Source organism: Corynebacterium sp. HMSC034E11 (assembly GCF_001835905.1).
GTDB lineage: Bacteria > Actinomycetota > Actinomycetes > Mycobacteriales > Mycobacteriaceae > Corynebacterium > Corynebacterium coyleae.
The window spans coordinates 43,571-62,233 of record NZ_KV826394.1 but is presented as its reverse complement, the minus strand read 5'-3'; the positions used below and the strand labels follow the sequence as shown (position 1 = coordinate 62,233).

The 18,663-nt window shown below is 61.1% G+C and carries 17 protein-coding genes; 7 read left to right on the top strand and 10 right to left on the bottom strand.

Translation table 11 applies throughout. The features are described from left to right. Window positions 1-28: 28 nt before the first annotated feature. The 3 genes from pgk to secG all read left to right on the top strand — a co-directional run bounded on the left by pgk (window position 29) and on the right by secG (window position 2,330). Window positions 29-1,240 (top strand): phosphoglycerate kinase, encoded by a 1,212-nt coding sequence (gene pgk / locus HMPREF2690_RS12380; protein ID WP_371325711.1) that lies wholly within the window; start codon window positions 29-31, stop codon window positions 1,238-1,240. 12 nt (window positions 1,241-1,252) lie between these two features. Then, window positions 1,253-2,026: a triose-phosphate isomerase gene (gene tpiA, locus HMPREF2690_RS12375; RefSeq protein WP_070820270.1), complete on the top strand. Its 774-nt coding sequence runs from the start codon at window positions 1,253-1,255 to the stop codon at window positions 2,024-2,026. Between the two features lie 67 nt (window positions 2,027-2,093). Continuing rightward, complete coding sequence (secG, locus tag HMPREF2690_RS04270) at window positions 2,094-2,330, top strand: preprotein translocase subunit SecG (protein ID WP_070423126.1); 237 nt, start codon at window positions 2,094-2,096, stop codon at window positions 2,328-2,330. A gap of 7 nt (window positions 2,331-2,337) precedes the next feature. On the opposite strand, the gene pgl is transcribed toward secG, so the two are convergent. Genes pgl through tkt form a run of 5 tightly spaced genes read right to left on the bottom strand, consistent with a single transcriptional unit; the run spans window position 2,338 to window position 8,764 of the window. Beyond that, window positions 2,338-3,036, bottom strand: coding sequence for a 6-phosphogluconolactonase (pgl, locus tag HMPREF2690_RS04265; RefSeq protein WP_070820269.1), 699 nt, complete (start codon window positions 3,034-3,036; stop codon window positions 2,338-2,340). Beyond that, entirely contained in the window at window positions 3,033-3,953 is a 921-nt protein-coding gene (locus HMPREF2690_RS04260; RefSeq protein WP_070451416.1) for a glucose-6-phosphate dehydrogenase assembly protein OpcA, read from the bottom strand. The genes pgl and HMPREF2690_RS04260 overlap by 4 nt, the downstream gene beginning before the upstream one ends. Before the next feature lie 22 nt (window positions 3,954-3,975). Further along, on the bottom strand, window positions 3,976-5,493 hold the full coding sequence (gene zwf / locus HMPREF2690_RS04255; protein ID WP_070423129.1) for a glucose-6-phosphate dehydrogenase: 1,518 nt from the start codon (window positions 5,491-5,493) through the stop codon (window positions 3,976-3,978). A 1-nt stretch (window position 5,494) separates the two neighbouring features. Next, on the bottom strand, window positions 5,495-6,586 hold the full coding sequence (gene tal, locus HMPREF2690_RS04250; RefSeq protein WP_070451418.1) for a transaldolase: 1,092 nt from the start codon (window positions 6,584-6,586) through the stop codon (window positions 5,495-5,497). Window positions 6,587-6,592: 6 nt separating this feature from the next. After that, window positions 6,593-8,764 (bottom strand): transketolase, encoded by a 2,172-nt coding sequence (tkt, locus tag HMPREF2690_RS04245; protein WP_371326012.1) that lies wholly within the window; start codon window positions 8,762-8,764, stop codon window positions 6,593-6,595. 155 nt (window positions 8,765-8,919) lie between these two features. Here tkt and HMPREF2690_RS04240 point away from each other — a divergent pair, with 155 nt between their 5' ends. Continuing rightward, a complete protein-coding gene (locus HMPREF2690_RS04240; RefSeq protein WP_305764019.1) occupies window positions 8,920-9,837 on the top strand; it encodes a heme o synthase in 918 nt (305 codons plus the stop codon). 10 nt (window positions 9,838-9,847) lie between these two features. Here HMPREF2690_RS04240 and HMPREF2690_RS04235 read toward each other — a convergent pair whose 3' ends face one another. The 5 genes from HMPREF2690_RS04235 to mptB are packed head-to-tail and all read right to left on the bottom strand — an operon-like array spanning window position 9,848 to window position 15,156. Continuing rightward, the gene (locus tag HMPREF2690_RS04235; protein WP_070451422.1) at window positions 9,848-10,825 is read right to left on the bottom strand and encodes a quinone oxidoreductase family protein; all 978 of its coding nucleotides are present in this window, start codon (window positions 10,823-10,825) and stop codon (window positions 9,848-9,850) included. A gap of 1 nt (window position 10,826) precedes the next feature. Then, window positions 10,827-11,780 carry a COX15/CtaA family protein gene (locus tag HMPREF2690_RS04230; RefSeq protein WP_070451424.1) on the bottom strand — a complete coding sequence of 318 codons (954 nt, stop codon included), beginning with the start codon at window positions 11,778-11,780 and terminating at the stop codon, window positions 10,827-10,829. A 45-nt stretch (window positions 11,781-11,825) separates the two neighbouring features. Beyond that, complete coding sequence (locus HMPREF2690_RS04225) at window positions 11,826-12,614, bottom strand: ABC transporter permease (RefSeq protein ID WP_070423134.1); 789 nt, start codon at window positions 12,612-12,614, stop codon at window positions 11,826-11,828. Window positions 12,615-12,618: 4 nt separating this feature from the next. Next, complete coding sequence (locus HMPREF2690_RS04220) at window positions 12,619-13,545, bottom strand: ABC transporter ATP-binding protein (RefSeq protein ID WP_070615017.1); 927 nt, start codon at window positions 13,543-13,545, stop codon at window positions 12,619-12,621. Window positions 13,546-13,551: 6 nt separating this feature from the next. Next, window positions 13,552-15,156: a polyprenol phosphomannose-dependent alpha 1,6 mannosyltransferase MptB gene (gene mptB / locus HMPREF2690_RS04215; protein WP_141761211.1), complete on the bottom strand. Its 1,605-nt coding sequence runs from the start codon at window positions 15,154-15,156 to the stop codon at window positions 13,552-13,554. Window positions 15,157-15,350: 194 nt separating this feature from the next. On the opposite strand from mptB, the gene HMPREF2690_RS04210 reads away from it, so the two are divergent. Genes HMPREF2690_RS04210 through sufD form a run of 3 tightly spaced genes read left to right on the top strand, consistent with a single transcriptional unit; the run spans window position 15,351 to window position 18,657 of the window. Continuing rightward, on the top strand, window positions 15,351-16,055 hold the full coding sequence (locus HMPREF2690_RS04210; RefSeq protein ID WP_070423137.1) for a helix-turn-helix transcriptional regulator: 705 nt from the start codon (window positions 15,351-15,353) through the stop codon (window positions 16,053-16,055). Further along, window positions 16,048-17,493, top strand: coding sequence for a Fe-S cluster assembly protein SufB (gene sufB, locus HMPREF2690_RS04205; protein ID WP_070820267.1), 1,446 nt, complete (start codon window positions 16,048-16,050; stop codon window positions 17,491-17,493). Before HMPREF2690_RS04210 ends, sufB begins: the two co-directional genes overlap by 8 nt. Beyond that, window positions 17,494-18,657 (top strand): Fe-S cluster assembly protein SufD, encoded by a 1,164-nt coding sequence (gene sufD, locus HMPREF2690_RS04200; RefSeq protein ID WP_070423139.1) that lies wholly within the window; start codon window positions 17,494-17,496, stop codon window positions 18,655-18,657. It abuts the gene before it with no gap. Window positions 18,658-18,663: the final 6 nt, after the last annotated feature.

The following is an 18,663-nucleotide window of genomic DNA, read 5'->3' as shown; positions in this document are numbered from 1 at the left end:
CGTTCACCGAACTAAAAGGAGAGACCCCTTGACTAAGAACTTGCAGCAGCTTCTCGACGAAGGCGTCGACGGCCGCCACGTCCTCGTTCGTTCCGACTTCAACGTTCCGCTCGACGAGAACGGCAACATCACCGATGCCGGTCGCATTGACGCGTCGCTGCCTACGCTGAAGGCGCTTCTCGACGGCGGCGCGAAGGTCATCGTTATGGCACACCTCGGCCGCCCGAAGGGCGAGGTGAACCCGAAGTTTTCTCTCGCACCGGTTGCAGAGGCACTGTCGGAACGTCTCGGGCAGTTTGTCCCGCTGGCAGGCGACGTCAGTGGCGAGGACGCCCACGAGCGTGCCAACGGCCTGACCGAGGGCGAGATTCTGCTCCTGGAGAACGTCCGTTTCGATCCGCGCGAGACTTCAAAGGACGAGGCGGAGCGCGCGGAGTTCGCAGCTGAGCTCGCTGCGTTGGCGGCTGACAACGGCGCGTTCGTCTCTGACGGTTTCGGCGTTGTGCACCGTGCCCAGGCGTCCGTGTACGACGTTGCGAAGAAGCTGCCGGCGTACGCGGGCTTCCTCGTCGATAAGGAAGTAGAGATCCTGTCTGCGGTCAAGGACAAGCCGGAGAACCCCTACATTGTGGTGCTCGGTGGCTCGAAGGTGTCCGACAAGCTCGGTGTGATCGAGGCGCTTGCAGAGAAGGCAGACAAGATCATCATCGGTGGTGGCATGTGCTTCACCTTCCTTGCGGCCCAGGGCCACAACGTGCAGAAGTCGCTGCTGCAGGACGACATGATCGATACCTGCAAGGAGCTCATCGCACGTTTCGGCGAGAAGCTGCTTCTGCCGGTTGATGTCGCTGCGGGTGCTGGCTTTGACAAGGACACCGAGAAGAAGGTCGTCGGCCTGGATGAGATTCCGGATGGCTGGATGGGCCTGGATATCGGACCGGAGACCGCAAAGAACTACGCCGAGGCAATCAAGGGCTCCAAGACGGTGTTCTGGAACGGCCCCATGGGTGTGTTTGAGTTCCCGAACTTCGCCGACGGCACCAAGGCAGTGGCTGAGGCAATGATCGCAGCGACGAAGGACAACGGTTCCTTCACGGTTGTCGGCGGCGGCGACTCGGCGGCATCCGTGCGCACTCTGGGCCTCGACGAAGAGGGCTTCTCCCACATTTCGACCGGCGGTGGCGCTTCCCTCGAATTGATTGAGGGTAAGGACCTGCCTGGCGTTTCTGTTCTGCAGTAAGGAGGTCTATCCATGGCACGTACACCACTCATCGCGGGCAACTGGAAGATGAACCACGATCACCTTGAGGCGATCCAGAGCGCGCAGAAGCTTGTCTTCGCGTTCCCGAAGGATGGTTACGAGGTAGTCGATATCGCCCTGACCGTCCCGTTCACAGACCTTCGTTCAATCCAGACGTTGGTGGAAGGCGACAAGCTCCAGATCACCTACGGCGCGCAGGACGTGTCTGAGCACGACAACGGCGCGTACACCGGCGACATTTCTGCCGCGATGCTGGAGAAGCTCGGCTGCACCTGGGTGGTCGTCGGACACTCGGAGCGTCGCGAATACCACGGCGAAACCAATGAGCAGGTCGCTGCCAAGGCGAAGAAGGCCCTTGAACACGGCATCACGCCAATCGTCTGCGTCGGCGAGCCACTCGAGGTCCGCGAGGCGGGCGACCACCTCGACTTCGTGGTCAAGCAAACGCGTGAGTCGTTAGCTGGTGTGGATGCGTCCAAGGCCGTCATCGCCTACGAGCCCGTCTGGGCAATCGGTACTGGCAAGGTGGCCTCCGCCGCGGACGCCCAAGAGGTCTGCCACGGCATCCGTGAACTTGTCCGTGAGCTTGCGGGCGACGACGCAGCCGAGCAGGTCCGCATCCTCTACGGCGGTTCGGTGAAAACGGACACCGTCGCAGAGATCGTGGGCCAGCCCGACGTCGACGGTGGACTCGTCGGCGGTGCCTCCCTGGATGGCCAGGAGTTTGCGAAGCTTGCCGCCGCTGCCGCGAACGCGTCGATGTAAGTTCCCACCAGAGAGTGGTGTAGGCTCAACAGAGTTTGCACCAATGTGATTTGGAAAGGTATCGCAGATGGCTCTTGCTCTCGAGATCGTGCTGGTGATTTCGGCGATCCTCATGACCGTGTTCGTCTTGCTGCACAAAGGCAAGGGCGGCGGTCTGTCCAGCCTCTTCGGTGGCGGCGTTCAGGCGAACCTGTCCGGCTCCACCACCGTGGAGCGCAACCTGGACCGCGTGACCGTGCTGATGGCGATCATCTGGATCGCCTGCATCATCGGTCTGAACCTGATCCAGACGTTCGCGTCCTAACAGCGAATTAGTTCAACGGTCCTGCTGCATCCTCGGTGATGCGCAGGACCGTTTCTTTACGCCCAACTGCGCCGGCGACCGGCCAATCCTGAGCTGCCGTAACACCGTCACCTGCGTGGGAGGCAGCCTCGGCTTTCTCAGCGCCGGAAACGAGCAACCACACACGGTCGGCTGACTGGACCGCAGGCAGGGTCAGGGTCGCCCGCTCGGCTGGCGGCTTGGGGGAGTCAGTAACCGCGACGACCATGGCATCATGTTCGCGCACGGCGCTGGTGTGAGGGAACAGTGAGTTGATGTGACCCTCGCCGCCCATACCGAGCAAGTGGAGGTCGAAGCCATCCGGCGCAAACTTCGCTAAGGCTGCTTCATAACGCGCTACCGCGGCATCCATGGGCCCACCGTCCAACCCGTAGCCGTGGATGTTCGCTTCGGGTATGTCGACATGGTCAAGCAACGCCTCCCGGGCCTGGCCCTCGTTGGACTCGGGGTGGTCTACCGGTACGTTGCGTTCATCGCCGAAAAACACGTCTACGTTTGCCCAGTCGATCGCTTCGGTGCGCAGACGTCGCAGGAGAGCGATGCCCGCGGTTCCGCCGGTCAGTACCACTCGAGCGCGGCCGTCGCCTGAGCGCTGAGCGTCGCGGATGACGGCCGCAACGTCGGCGGCGGTGTCGTCGATAAGAGCTTCGAGATTCGGGTAAATCATGCGTGTCGTACCTTTCCTAAGCCGTTCAAAGCGTTGCCGTAGATGGCATCGGGACCGAGGTGGCGAAGTTCTTCGGCAAGACATTCGGCGTCAGTGCGCTCACCCATTGCGACGCGCGAGTCAGCCATGTCTGGTACCGAAATGCGTACCGTGTACTCACCCTCAGCAACGACTTCAACATCGCCGCCGTCAGTGTGGATGATGGTGTGGGCGATGGGGAAGCCGGAGATATGCTCATCGCAACGTGTTACCTCCACATCGAGGCTGTCAGCGAGCCAGCCGGCCGCAAGATCCACGCTGGGGTCTCCAGGAGCACCGGCGACCTCTGCACCCGTGATTGTGTGCTCAGGGAACCGGTCAAGCGCCGAAGCGAGAATTCCCCTCCAGGGAGTGATTTGAGACCACAACATATCGGAATCGCCGGGCGTATAGCCTGCCGCCAACTCCGCGAGCGATCCATCGCGGCTCGCACCACGAATGTTGGTAATGCGACGTTGCGCAATGTGTCCCAACTGATCTTCGGCGGGCCGTTTTGGAGCAGCGCCTGGCCAATATGAGACAACGGGGGTGTCGGGAAGCAGAAGGGGTGTCACCACCGCACCGAGGTGCTGCGTCAATTCCCCGCGCAGATGCATCACGACGACCTCGGAGGCGCCTGCGTTAGACGCAACCATCACTTGAGCGTCGAGACGCGATTCCTTAGCCGGGTCGCCGGAGACCAGCACGAGTACACGTGCTGGGTGCTCGAAAGAGGCGTCCCGGAGGGTGGACAAGGTGTCGTCGAGAAGCTCGCTGTCTTCATCTACCGCAACCAAAAGCGTCAGGACGCGACCGGTAGCTAGCGAATGGCTCTCGCGCACGCGTGCGAGTGACGTCTCAATCAGTTTCGTGGTGGTGTTAGGAAGATCGATGATCATACGTCGAACCCTTTCCGTTCCGTTACGGACGACGCCACGCCCGGCCCTCGCGGGCAAGCATCTCATCAGCGGACGCAGGACCCCAGGTGCCTGCCTCATAGTCTTCAGGGGCGCCATGTTCCGCCCAGTAGTCCAACACCGGATCCAGAATCTGCCAACTGCGCTCCACCTCGGCGTTAGTGGGGAACAGGCTGGACTCGTCAAGCAGCGCATCAAGGATGAGACGCTCGTACGCCTCTGGGGACTGTTCCGTGAACGCCTCCGAGTAGTGGAAATCCATGTTCACGTCCCGAAGCTCCATACCCGCACCAGGGACCTTCGAACCGAAGCGCATGAGAACACCTTCGTCGGGCTGGACGCGGATGACCACTGCGTTGTTGGTCAGCAAATCCGTCTGGCCTTCTGTAAACGGCTGGTACGGGGGTTGTTTGAAGACAAGCGCGATTTCGGTCACCCGTCGGCCTAGGCGCTTGCCGGTGCGCAGATAAAACGGCACACCAGCCCAACGTCGCGACGCGATTTCTAGCGTGCATGCTGCGTACGTCTCAGTTGTCGAATTCGGATCGAATCCGTCTTCCTCCCGCAGCCCTACGACGCGTTCAGAGCCCTGCCAACCCGCGGTGTACTGGCCGCGTGCCGTCGTCTCAGAGAACGGGCCGACAGCGGTGGTGGCACGAAGCACCTTAAGCTTCTCCGCGCGCAGCTGCCGTGGCGAGAACGATGTCGGCTCCTCCATGGCAACCAACGCGAGCAGTTGAATCAGGTGGTTCTGGATAACATCGCGCGCTGCGCCGATGCCGTCGTAGTAGCTCGCCCGACCACCGAGGCCGATGTCCTCGGCCATGGTGATCTGCACATGGTCGATGTAGTGCGAGTTCCACACGGGCTCGAAGAGCTGGTTAGAAAAGCGCAGGGCCAAAATATTTTGGACGGTTTCTTTGCCCAGATAATGGTCGATGCGGAACACGGAGCGCTCGTCGAACACGGCGCCTACCACCTCGTTGAGCTGGTGCGCTGACTGCGCGTTGTGCCCAAATGGCTTCTCGATGATCACGCGCCGCCACTCGCCTTCACCTGCGTGGGCCATACCACTGCGATCAAGTTGGTGGATCACATCCGCGAAAAAATCGGGAGGTACCGACAGGTAGTACGCCCAGTTGCCAGCAGTGCCGCGTTCCGCGTCGCTGCGTTTCAACGTGGCCGCAAGGGCGTCGAAGGCGTCGTCGTCATCAAAGTTGCCCTTGACAAACTGAAGACCTTCAGCGAGGCGCTGCCACACATTCTCGTGAAAGCTAGTGCGCGCGCCCGCATCGATTGCTTCACGGACATAGGCCTGAAAATCAGCCTGTGTCCAGTCCCTCCGCCCGTAGCCGACGAGCGTGAACCCGCCGGGGAGCAGACCGCGATTCGCTAGATCATAGATCGCGGGAAGAAGCTTTTTGCGGGCCAGATCGCCGGTCACACCGAAGATAACCATGCCGGAAGGTCCGGCGATCTTGGGCAGCCGCTTGTCCTCAGGGGAACGGAGTGGGTTAGTCACATTAGGCGAGTTTAGCTGTCATCGAATCGAGCAGCTCCTGCCACGCGTCCACAAACTTCTCTACGCCTTCGCGCTCTAGCGTGGCGACGACATCCTCAACGTCAATGCCAACCTCACGCAGCGCCGCAAACACCTCGCGGGAGACAGCTTCGGTGCCGGTGAGCGTGTCGCCGTGCACACCGCCATCCGCGAGCGCCGCGTCAAGAGTCTTCTCCGGCATCGTGTTTACAGTATCCGGTCCGGCCAGCTCCGTGACGTACATCGTCGCAGGGTACTCAGGGTTCTTCACACCCGTTGACGCCCAGAGCGGACGCTGCTTGTTCGCGCCGTTAGGCAGTTCGTCGATGAGCTCCGCCTCGAACTCCTTTTGGAACAGTGCATACGCCAAGCGGGCGTTCGCAATGCCTGCCTTGCCACGAAGCGCGAGAGCCTCGTCGGTGCCGATGACCTCGAGGCGCTTGTCCACCTCGCTATCCATACGGGATACGAAGAACGATGCCACCGAATGGATAGTGCTGACATCGTGGCCGTTCGCGGCAGCCTGACGGATGCCTTCCTTGTACGCGTCGATGACCTGCTGGTAGCGCTCTACCGAGAAGATCAGCGTCACATTGACCGAAATGCCTTCAGCGAGGGCGGCGGTGACGGCCGGAAGCGACTCGTCGGTCGCGGGAATCTTGATCATCAAGTTCTCCCGGTCGACCTGGTTCCAGAGCTCCTTTGCCTGTTCGATGGTCTTTGCCTCGTCGGCTGCGTAGCGAGGATCGACTTCAATGGACACGCGACCGTCCTTGCCACCCGTTGCCTCGAACGTATCGCGGAACAGGTCGCACGCATCTTGAACGTCCTTGACGCTCATTGCGTAAACCGCTGCATCAGCAGCAGATCCAGCAGCCTTCAACTCGGCGAGTTGCTCGTCGTAGTGTGTGCCCGAGCTCATCGCCGCAGCGAAGATCGCCGGGTTAGTGGTTACGCCGACAATCGATTTCGATGCCTTCACTTCAGCAAGGTTGCCGGTAGCAATGCGTTCACGCGACAGATCATCCAGCCACGTTGACGTGCCTACGTTGTACAGATCGTCGATAGCAGTCATGCACTCCTACTTTCCGTCGCCGCGGGTTGGTTCGGACTCAGTTTCGCCGACACGCTGGCTCGTTGGCACGCTGCGGTTATCTCGCACGCATGCAAGAGTCTCGCGGGCGACGCGGACAACGTTGTCGGTGGTGAAACCAAAGCGTTCGAAGAGCTCCGCGCCCGGGGCAGAAGCACCGAAGTGCTCCAGCGACACAGCGCGGCCGAACTCGCCGAGGAAGCGGAACCACGGCATGGAGGTTGCTGCCTCGACAGACACACGGGCCTTGACCTCGCGAGGCAAAACAGCGTCGATGTAGTCTTCGTCCTGTTCCATGAACCAATCAATGGACGGCACGGAAACCACACGCGTTGCGGTGCCATCTTCCTCGAGCACCTTGGCGGCCTCAACCGCGTACTGCACCTCGGAGCCGGTCGCCATGATGATCAGGTCCGGAGTCTCCTTCGAACTCTCAACCAGGACGTAAGCGCCGCGGGCGACACCGTCGAACGCCTTCTCCTTGGTGCCCTCGAGCACCGGCAGGTTCTGGCGCGACAGGGCCAGGGCCTTCGGCTGTTCCTTCGCCTCGAGTGCCGCGATCCACGCAGCAGAAGTCTCGTTCGCATCTGCCGGACGAATCACTGCAACGTCCGGGATAGCGCGCAGCGCAGCCAGAGTCTCCACCGGCTGGGGAGTTGGGCCGTCCTCGCCAAGGCCGATCGAGTCGTGCGTAAACACGTAGTAGCCATCGATGCCGGACAGTGCGGCAACGCGGATGGCGGGGTAGAGGTATTCAGAGAAGATGAGGAAGGTGCCACCGTATACGCGAGTACCACCGTGCAAGGCAATGCCGTTCATGACAGCGCCCATCGCGTGCTCACGAATACCGAAGTGGAGGTTGCGGCCGTACGGGTTCGCCGTGAACATCTCCGTAGAGATCGACTCAGGACCGAACGACGGCTCGCCCTTAATGAGGGTGTTGTTGGAACCAGCAAGATCCGCAGAACCGCCCCAGAGCTCAGGCAGCATAGCGGCCGCAGCCTGGATCGCAGCTTCAGAAGCCTTTCGGGTAGCTAGGCCCTTGGCATCCGGTTCCCAAGTGGGGAAGTCCTTCTTCCAATCCGCAGGCAGCTCACGGGCAGTGAGGCGATCCAGCAGCGCCTTGCGTTCCGGGTTTGCCGCAGCCCAGGCGTTGAACTTCTCATCCCACTGGGCACGCTTTTCGGCTGCGCGCTCACGCAGCTTGCGGGTGTGGTTGATCACGTCGGCTTCCTCAGGGAAGTGAACGTCGGTATCGAAGCCGAGTTCAGCCTTCACCGCAGCTACCTCGTCCGCGCCGAGAGCTGCGCCGTGGATAGCACCAGTGTTCATCAGGTTCGGGGCCGGGTAGCCGATGACGGTCTTCACACGGATAATGGTCGGCTTCGTGGTCTCGGCCTTCGCCTCTGCGACGGCTGCTTCGATTGCCACGACATCCTCGCCCGACTCGACGGTCAGCGTCTGCCAACCGTAGGCCTCGTAACGCTTCATCACGTCTTCGGTGAACGCGATTTGGGTGTCGTCCTCAATGGAGATCCGGTTGTCGTCCCAGAACAAGATGAGGTTGCCCAGCTGCTGGGTACCTGCAAGCGAAGATGCCTCTGCGGTGACGCCTTCTTGGAGGCAGCCGTCGCCAGCGATGACATAGATGTAGTGATCGAACGGGGACTCGCCAGCAGGCGTCTCAGGGTCGAAGAGGCCGCGCTCTCGTCGAGAAGCCATTGCCATGCCCACAGCGGAGGCAAGGCCCTGGCCGAGTGGACCCGTAGTGATCTCCACATGGTCCGTGTGGTTGTACTCCGGGTGCCCCGGCGTCTTTGCACCCCAGGTGCGCAGATCCTTCAAGTCCTGCAGCTCGAGGCCGAAACCACCGAGGTAGAGCTGCACGTACTGGGTTAACGACGAGTGGCCGTTGGACAACACGAAGCGGTCGCGGCCAACCCAATCCTTGTCGGACGGGTCAACATTCATCACACGCTGGAACAGGGTGTAGGCGAGCGGCGCCAGGGACATCGCCGTACCCGGGTGTCCGGACCCGCAGTTCTCCACCGCGTCGGCCGCCAGCACGCGGGCGGTATCAACCGCGCGGGTGTCAGTATCGGTCCAATCCGACGGGTAGTTGCGGACAGTCATGGCTTGCAGCTCGGGTGGCAGCGTCACTTCATTCCTCGCTTAAGTTGAGTCTGATGAGGTCTCCCAAGAGCATACTGCGTGACCCTTATGGCGTGTTCGATTCGTGCCTACAGTGGGGGAACGGCTACCATCGTCCAAAGGTATGAGTGCCCTGCGCCACCTGAAGAATAAAAAGGAGAGAGTTGTTGGAGACCATTAAGGCATATTTCGCGTTGACGAAGCCGAGGGTCATTGAACTACTCCTGGTCGCCGCAATCCCGGCGATGCTCCAGGCTGACCGCGGCGACGTTCACGTTTGGCTCGTCTTCGCAACTCTCCTCGGAGGCTGGATGGGTGCCGGCGCCGCAAACACGTTCAACATGGTGGCCGACTACGACATCGACCAGAAGATGGGGCGTACGCGCGCCCGCCCGCTGGTCCGTCACAAGATCACCAAGCAAAAGGCCGCCGTCTTTGCATGGGCACTGCTGATCATCAGTGTGCTGTGGCTTGGTTTGCTCTGTAAGTCCTGGTTGGCGGCGTTCTTCATCATCTTGACCAACGCGTTCTACATCTTCGTCTACACGAAGTGGCTCAAGCGCCGCACGTGGCAAAACGTGATTTGGGGCGGCGCGGCTGGCTGCATGCCGGTGCTCGTCGGTTGGGCCGTGATCCGCGACAACGTCACCGACGGAACGCCAGACCACTGGTGGCAGGCCATCGTGATGTTCCTGATCATCTTCTTCTGGACGCCACCGCACACCTGGGCGCTAGCAATGAAGTACAGGGAAGACTACGCGCGTGCGAATGTGCCGATGCTGCCGGTGGTGGCCTCGCCAGAAGAAACCAGCCGTCAGATCGTGCTGTACTCCTGGCTGACCGTCATTGTCTCGTTTGGCCTCGTGCCGGCTGCGTCGTGGATTTACCTCGTGATTGCCGTGGTATCCGGTGTCGCATTCCTCGTCATGGCGACCAAGCTGCACAACGGCATCGTCCGTGGCGAGAAGGTCAAGCCGCTAAAGCTGTTCATCTTGTCGAACAACTACCTCGCGGCCCTGTTCCTCGGTCTGTCCTTTGACGCCGTGCTTGGCTGGGAGACTATAGGAGAACTGCTCTTCTAATCCCGCTCGATTAATCCCGCTCGATCTTGAGCACCACAGAACCTGTGGTCTTACGCGCCTGCAGATCCTCATGGGCTTTGCGGGCGTTCTTGAGCTCATACGGCGGGTGGACGCGCATCCTGACGGTGCCGTCCTCGATCGCACGGACAACTGCCTGTGCGCGCATGAGGAACCCCTCGTCTGTGGCAACGTAGTGCTTCAGCGAGGGGCGGGTGAGGAACAGTGCTCCGTGCTGGTTCAACTCTTGAATCTTGAACGGCTCCACGTCGCCCGACGCGGAACCGAAGGAGCACACGAGGCCACGCGGACCTGTGACCTCAAGGGCAAACTGGAAAGTGTTCCTGCCAACGCCGTCGTAGACCACGTTGACGCCCTTGCCACCGTTGGCTTCCTTGATTTCCTCTGCGAGAGCGGAGCCCTTGTCTCCGTATCGGAACACCTTGGTCGCTCCGGCTTTGTACGCGAGATCCTCTTTCTCGTCACTAGAAACAATCGAATAAACCGTGGTTTCGAGCGCCGCAGCCATCTGGGTCAGGATAAGGCCGACGCCACCGGCGCCAGCAGTGATGACCATGGTGTCTCCCGGCCTGGTATCTCGAACACCGTGGAGAAGGTAGTGCGAGGTCATCCCCTGTAGAAGCATGGATGCCGCAACCTCGGGCTGCACGCCTTCCGGCACTGCGACGAGACGGTTGCGGTCGACGGCAACCTTCTCTGCGTAGGACCCTGGAGCGTCGTGCCAAGCGACGAGCGTACCCGGCGCGATTTCCCCCAATGGGTCGTCGACCACTCGCCCGCAACCTTCGGTGCCGGGGATGTAGGGAGGCTCAGAGGCGTACGTTCCGGAGCGGAAGTACGTGTCTATGTAGTTGACGCCGGCATAGTCGACGTCGACAAGCAATTGCCCCTCGCCTGGAACGGGATCGGCGATCTCGGTGTATTCGAGTACCTCCGGGCCGCCATGTTTGGTAACAAGAATTGCCTTCATGTCACACTAGCGTAGGCAAACGACGCTTTCCGTGTGCGAAAAGGAATGCACTAAATGCCACGACCGTTGATGACATGCCGATGTGGACTGGGATTGTCCAGCGTGGAACACCCATCCTGAACTGGATGACGCCGATGGCCCACTGCACAAAAATCAATGCAATGAGCACCCAGACGGTTCGTTTTGCGTCTGCGGGGGCATCAGAGCGGCGCAAGATGAAAGCGACGACGAAGGTTGCGATGAGGTAGACGTACATGCAGATGGCGTGGACATAGGCGAGCATCCGGGTGTCGAGGTCGAGACGACCTTCCATGCCAACACCGGAATCACCCGAGTGTGGACCCGAGCCGGTAACCATAGTGCCGGTAACGAGGACAAAGCAGAGCGCGACGGCGGCGATGACGGTCCAGGTCTGAGCATGTGCGGGGAAGCGGCGCGTCAGCTCGGCCGCATCGGTTTCTGCGATGCGCATGTAGAGCACTGCCGCAACCCACACGAGCAGCATCGACGGCAGGAAGTGCACCGCGACGGACCACCATTGCAGGTCGAGGCGTACTGAAATGCCGCCGATGATGGCCTGGACAACAACGCCGAGGAAGGAAACCCAAGCCATCGTCTTGATTGCGTCGCTGCGCTTCGCTTTGTATACCGCAATTAGGACAAGGACTGCGGCAGCGGCGACGACGAAGGCGAGCAGGCGGTTACCAAACTCGATTGTCTGGTGAATCCAAGGTGCAGCGCCCGCAACCGGCACGAGTGAGCCCTCGTGGCACAGCGGCCAGGTGTCGCAACCGAGACCGGAACCGGTCACGCGGACAAGCGAGCCGGTGACCGTAATGCCACCTTGGCAGATGAGCAGCACCATGCTGAGAACACGCTGCAGGTGAAGCGAGGGATCTTCCCAGGCCTCTTTGAACCGGCTTTGGGACTTTGGTTGGGCAGTGGCGGTCGACAAAACTTCTCCAACTTTCGGATGAATAACGGCTTGAGTGTATCGCGGTTAGTCGTCAAAGCGGAACAGGCGCACCGCCCCGATGATCGCTAGGACAGTCCATACTGCGAGCGAGACCCAAGCGGACACGTTAAAACGCAGGTCAACAGCATCTGCCAAAGCGCCGGCTAGCGCGACCGTGGGCACAGCATTCCAAACACCGGCACTAGAAAGGTCTCCGGAATAGACCACCCATCCAACGATGCCCATGAACGCAATCCAGATCAGGTTTGCCAGCGCAAGGACTAGCTCGGAGCTCAACGTGCCGCCCATCAGTAGTCCCATGGCGGTAAACGCCGCCACGCCGAACAGCAGGGTAATCAGGCCGAATCCAGCGCCTGCGACCGAGACCCGCCAGCCCAGGTACAGGGCAATCGCGCCGAGGACGACGATCTGTACCAAAACGGTGGCGAGAACACCGAAGATTTTCCCGGCGACAATGGTCCATGGTGGCACGCCCGAGGCGCCCACGCGCTTGAGCGCTCCGTATCGACGATCAAACGCAAGGGCAATCGCCTGGCCCGTGAAGCCAGCCGAGGTAGCAGCAACAGCAAACACCATCGGAACGAGTGCGTTGAAGTCGGTGTCGTCGCCAAACATCGGCATGTGCGTGGCTGCGATGAGCACCGCAGCAGGGATGATGAGGTTGACGAGGAGCTGCTCGCCGTGGCGCAGCATCAGCCTTGCTTCAACGCGGCCTTGTGCCAGTGCCATCTGTGCAAGTGATGCACGTTGCGGGTTCGGCGTGAAAATACCAGGGGTAAGAGCTCGGTCGGTGGTCTGGGCTTGCGTGGTCATTGCGTTAGCTCCTCAACTCTCGTCCGGTGATATCCAAAAAGACGTCCTCAAGGTCGCGGTGCGACATCGACAAATCCCGGATCAGCACGTTTTGCTGGGCAGCACTTCGCGCAAGCGCTTCGATGACGGCCGGGGAACCGGCGCCAAGAATTCGGTAGCGCTGAGGGCTGACTGCCTCGGCGGTAATGTCGAGCGCTCGGAGTTCGTCGTTAAGCAGGTGCACATCGAGCTTACGGTCCGTGCGGACAGCAACAACCGGGTACTCCTCATGACTGGTCAACTCCGCTGGGGAGCCTTGGGCGACGAGTTTGCCATGGTCAATGATCGCAACGTCGTCGGCGAGCGTTTCCGCTTCGTCCATCAAGTGGGTGGTAAGGAGCACAGTGGTGCCGTCACGCTTCATCGCCTGGATGATGTCCCATACTGCGAGGCGCGACTGGGCATCCATGCCCGCGGTGGGTTCGTCGAGGAAGATTAGTTCCGGGCGACCAATCATCGCGAGCGCGAGCGACAGTCGCTGCTGTTGGCCGCCCGACAGGCGGCGGTACGTGGTCTTCGCTACGCCTTCGAGCCCGAGCAGCTCTATAAGCCAGTCCGGGTCGTGAGGATTGGTGTTGTACCGCGCAGCGAGCTGCAGGATCTCGCGAACCTTCAACGACGCATAGGATCCGCCCCCTTGCAGCATGATGCCGATGCGGTCACGGACCTTCTGCGGTTGCGTGACAGGGTCGATGCCAAGCACCCGGATAGACCCGGAGGTTGGTGTGGTAAACCCCTCGCACATCTCAATCGTCGTCGTTTTGCCGGCACCATTCGGGCCGAGCAGTGCCAAAAGTTCACCACGGCGCGCGGTAAACGTCAGTCCGTCGACAGCCCGCTTTTCGCCGTACTCCTTGACGACATTGTCGACTTCAAGAGCAAGATCACTCATGGCCGATCAGTCTAGCCCGCGGCCCCGCCAGTACCGGAAACCCAACCAGGCAACAAGCACCAACGCAGCGAACGCAACAGCAGCTGACCCGTAGATTGTCACCACAGCAAACGGCGGCAGTGCCAGCCCGCGCGGGAGCACAAGGAAGCTAAAAACCGCGCTATAAGACGCCACAATCACCCGGAAAAAGAACCGGTTCGCCCAGGCCGCTAGCGGCAAGATCGCCCAGAGCGGATACCAAGGGTGCACCACCGGGAACAGAATCACGAGCACCAGCATGGATACGCCGAGCCCGCCGACGGGGTGGATCGTGCCCTTGAACGTGGCCCACAACATGCGGACCGCGAACGCTGCAGCTACGGCGAGCCCTGCGCCACGCGTAATGACGAGTATCGCCTCGGTCTGATCGCCAAGTCCCAGCAGCATCCCAATGAATCCACTGATGACGCCGATGTCGGTGGTCAGCGAGAGCCAACTGCGTATCGACGCAGCACCGCCCTGTCCCGTCACCCACCCGAACCCGATGCCGGTACCGAGGGAGACGAGTGTGATCGTCGCTAAGAAAATAAGCGTTTGCACGGCGACTGCCCGCGCAATGGAGCGCACCGTAGAGACTCCCCTGAGGTGAAAACTGCGCGCGAGCGCCATGCCAATAAACCCCAGCGGGATGAACCCGGTCACCTTCACCAACCCCGCACAGGAGAGGAGGGCGCCCGATGCTATCAGGATGATCCAAGTACGGAAGGTTGCATCGCCAGTTCGGATCGGATCGACTGCTCTGAGCCCGAGCTCGAGGCCGACGAGGACGAAGCCGACCAGTAACGCCTCATTGTGAATACCTCCGACCAGGTGCAGGATGGTCAGTGGGTTGAGCAGGCCGAGCCACAGCGCAGCCGAGGCGTTGACGCCACACCGTTGCGCAAGGGCGCGCAGCCCCCACGATGCTGCGAGCAATCCCGCGACAGAAAGCACACGGTGCAGGAAGACCCCCCAAAACACTGCATCGGCGGTAGCAATGGAAATTAACGCCGCGATGCCGAGTGCGACCGGCCCGTACGGGCTTGGAGAGTGCGCCCAAATGAACGGCACAGATCTGGCCAGTGGGTGGTCGACGCCGAGGATCTCTACTGGCCCGGCGGCGTACGGGTCAAGGCCCATGCGCACAATCGCGCCGTTAGCCAAATAAGAATAAATGTCCTGAGTGAACAGGGGCGCGGTCAACATTAATGGCAGCACCCATGCGACGAACGTGCGCTGCAGCGCCGGTGCTCCGATGCGTGGTGCGTGCCCACCTGCGCCGACAAACGGCGCCATAATCAGCCATGACGCGACAAGCATGCCCACGCCGATGAGCACGATGGCGTTAGAAGCCAGCATCATTCGGCTCATGGTCGCCCCAAAGGGGAAGGCGAACCACGGATTATCGACGACTGGGAGCGCCCCGCCACCTAAACCACCGAGCGCGATGAGACACGCGCCCAGGGCTCCGAGCCAGCGCAAAAGGAAAAACCGGTCCCGCTCCCGATAGGACGGTTGTGGAATGGACGAACCACCATCAAACCCGGGCGACGGATTGTGCAGTTCCGAGGAACGCGAACCGGGCCGCCCCATGTGGGGAAACTCCGCAAGGACCGCACGGCCAGGGCGCCGCAGACGCGGCAATCTCGGCGAGCGGGGAGGCTGGGCAGTCACGTCGCTAGAGCTTACTTGGTGCACGCCACGCCAAGGAGACCCGCTTCGGCGGGAATAATTACGACACACTAGTGTTGTGTAAAGGCGAGCAGAGAGCCAAGGAAAGGGGTTGCATGGTGGCAGAGAAAGACACTGCATACCGCGCGAACGGAACAACCCGTTCGCAGGTGATGTCTATCCTGCTCAAACAAGGGCCCGTTGCGGCGGCCGAAATCGGCACCGAGCTTGGACTTTCGCCCGCCGGCGTACGACGCCATCTGGACAAACTCGTTGAAGAAGGGATGGCAGAAACCTGCCCGCCGCGCGCGGTAGCAGGAGATCAGGCATCCCGCGGCCGTCCCGCAAAACACTTCCAGCTCACCGTCAAGGGCAGGGAAGAGTTCGGTACGAGCTACGACACCATCGCACTTGAGGCCGTTGATGTGATCGAATCTATCGGCGGCGAGGAAGCGGTGCGTGAATTCGCTCGCAGGAGGGCCGAACGCATCTTCGCAGATGTCCAGACTGGTGCTGACAGTGACGACCCGGAAGCAGCAGTGCAAGCTGTTGCTGCCGCGCTCGAAGCCCACGGATACGAGCCCACCGTCAGGCGTACGCCAGCAGGTATCCAACTGTGCCAACACCACTGTCCAGTCTCCGCGGTAGCGGCTGAGCATCCAGAATTGTGCGAGGCGGAACACGAAGCCATTGCGCGCATCGTCGATACGCACGTGCAACCGTTAGCCCTTATCGTGGACGGACACGGCATCTGCACGACTAACATCCCTCTCGCCCCAAAGGCGGGAAACGAAACGAAAGGAGCGGCTGACAATGACTGAAGCGAAGCCAACGCCAGGTCTTGAAAAGCCGATGAACGACGACGAAATTATCGAGTCCATCGGCGCTTACAACTACGGCTGGCACGACTCCGACGTTGCCGGCGCATCCGCGCGACGCGGCCTCAACGAGGACGTTGTCCGCGACATTTCCGGCATCAAGGAAGAGCCGGAATGGATGCTGAACCAGCGTCTCAAGGCGCTCGACATCTTTGAGAAGAAGCCAATGCCGACCTGGGGTGCAGACCTCTCAGACATCGACTTCGACAACATCAAGTACTACGTCCGCTCCACCGAGAAGCAGGCGACCTCCTGGGATGACCTGCCCGAGGACATTAAGAACACCTACGACAAGCTCGGCATCCCAGAGGCTGAGAAGCAGCGCCTCGTTGCAGGCGTTGCAGCACAGTACGAGTCCGAGGTTGTCTACCACCAGATCCGCGAGGACCTGGAGGAAAAGGGCGTCATCTTCGTCGATACTGACACCGCGCTGCGTGAGCACGAGGACCTGTTCAAGGAGTACTTCGGCTCCGTCATTCCAGCCGGCGACAACAAGTTCTCCGCGCTGAACACCGCAGTGTGGTCTGGTGGCTCCTTCATCTACGTCCCGCCGGGGGTCCACGTGGACATCCCGCTGCAGGCCTACTTCCGCATCAACACCGAGAACATGGGCCAGTTCGAGCGCACGTTGATCATTGTCGACGAGGACGCGTACGTGCACTACGTCGAGGGCTGCACCGCCCCGATCTACAAGTCGGACTCCCTGCACTCCGCGGTGGTGGAAATCATCGTGAAGAAGGGCGGCCGCTGCCGCTACACCACCATTCAGAACTGGTCGAACAACGTCTACAACCTGGTCACCAAGCGTGCCAAGGCTGAAGAGGGCGCGACCATGGAGTGGGTCGATGGCAACATTGGCTCCAAGGTGACCATGAAGTACCCGGCCGTCTGGATGACCGGTGAGCACGCCCGTGGCGAGGTGCTCTCCGTCGCCTTCGCAGGTGAGGGCCAGTTCCAGGACACCGGTGCGAAGATGACGCACATGGCTCCGCACACGTCGTCGTCGATCGTGTCCAAGTCCGTCGCCCGCGGCGGTGGCCGTGCCGCATACCGTGGCTTGGTCCAGGTCAACGCCAACGCGCACGACTCCGCATCTAACGTGGAATGTGACGCGCTGTTGGTTGACAACATTTCCCGCTCGGATACATACCCATACAACGACATCCGCAACGACCGCGTCACGCTCGGACACGAGGCGAAGGTGTCCAAGGTCTCCGAAGATCAGCTGTTCTACCTCATGTCCCGCGGCATTGCCGAGGAAGAGGCGATGGCAATGATCGTGCGCGGCTTCGTCGAGCCGATCGCCAAGGAGCTGCCAATGGAGTACGCCCTCGAGCTGAACCGTCTCATTGAGCTGCAAATGGAAGGATCGGTGGGCTAAATGGCTGAAACCGTCAAGAACGCCACCACACACAACAACAAGGGCGACCTGTACTCCTCCTTCAACGTTGAGGATTTCGACATCCCCGGCGGCCGCGACGAGGTCTGGCGCTTCGTCTCCCTACGTCGCCTGCGCGGCCTGCACAACGGCCAGTTCGCGCCGCAGGCTCCCGCCCAGATCACAGTTGACGCTCCGTCTGAGGTCACCGTTGAGCAAGTTGCGCTTGACGACGACCGCGTGACCGCCGCCGGAGCCCCCGTCGACCGCATCGCCGCCCAGGCGTGGACCTCCTCCGAAAACGCCACCCTGGTATCGGTGCCAGCAAACGTCGAGCTCAACGACACAATCACCATCACTGTGACCGGTGCAGGCGCAGACGTCACGACGTTTGGCACCATCGTTGTCGAGACCGGCGCAAACTCCGGCGCAACCGTGCTGGTGCGCTACGAAGGCTCGGGTACTCACGCCGACAACGTCAACTGGGTCATCGGCGAGGGCTCCCGTGTGAACGCCGTCATCGACGCCAATTGGGATCTTGATGCAGTACATGTTGGCCAGCAGGCGATCGTCGTCAAGCGAGATGCAACCCTGCGCCACCATGTCGCCACCTTCGGCGGCGAGGTCGTGCGAATCTCCCCACGTGTCTCCTTCGAGGCACCGGGTGGCGACGCGGAACTGACCGGCGTGTACTTCGCCGATGCCGGCCAGTACATCGAAAACCGCCTGCTCGTCGACCACGGCGTACCGAACTGCCGCTCCAACGTGCTCTACAAGGGTGCTCTTCAGGGTGACAAGGCCTCTGGCCTGCCCGAGGCGCGTACCTGCTGGGTCGGCGACGTGCTCATCCGCGCCGAAGCCCAAGGCACCGACACCTACGAAACCAACCGCAACCTGGTGCTCACCGACGGTGCACGCGCCGACGCAATCCCGAACCTGGAAATCGAAACCGGCGAAATCGCAGGAGCAGGCCACGCAGCAACCGTCGGCCGCTTCGACGACGACCAGCTGTTCTACCTGCGCTCCCGCGGTATCCGCGAGGAAGACGCCACCCGTCTGATTATCCGTGGCTTCTTTAACGAGGTCCTCAACCAGATCCCAATCGAGTCGGTCCGCGAAGACCTGATCGCCCGCGTCGCCGGCGAACTCGAGCGCAACGAAAACTAAAAGGAG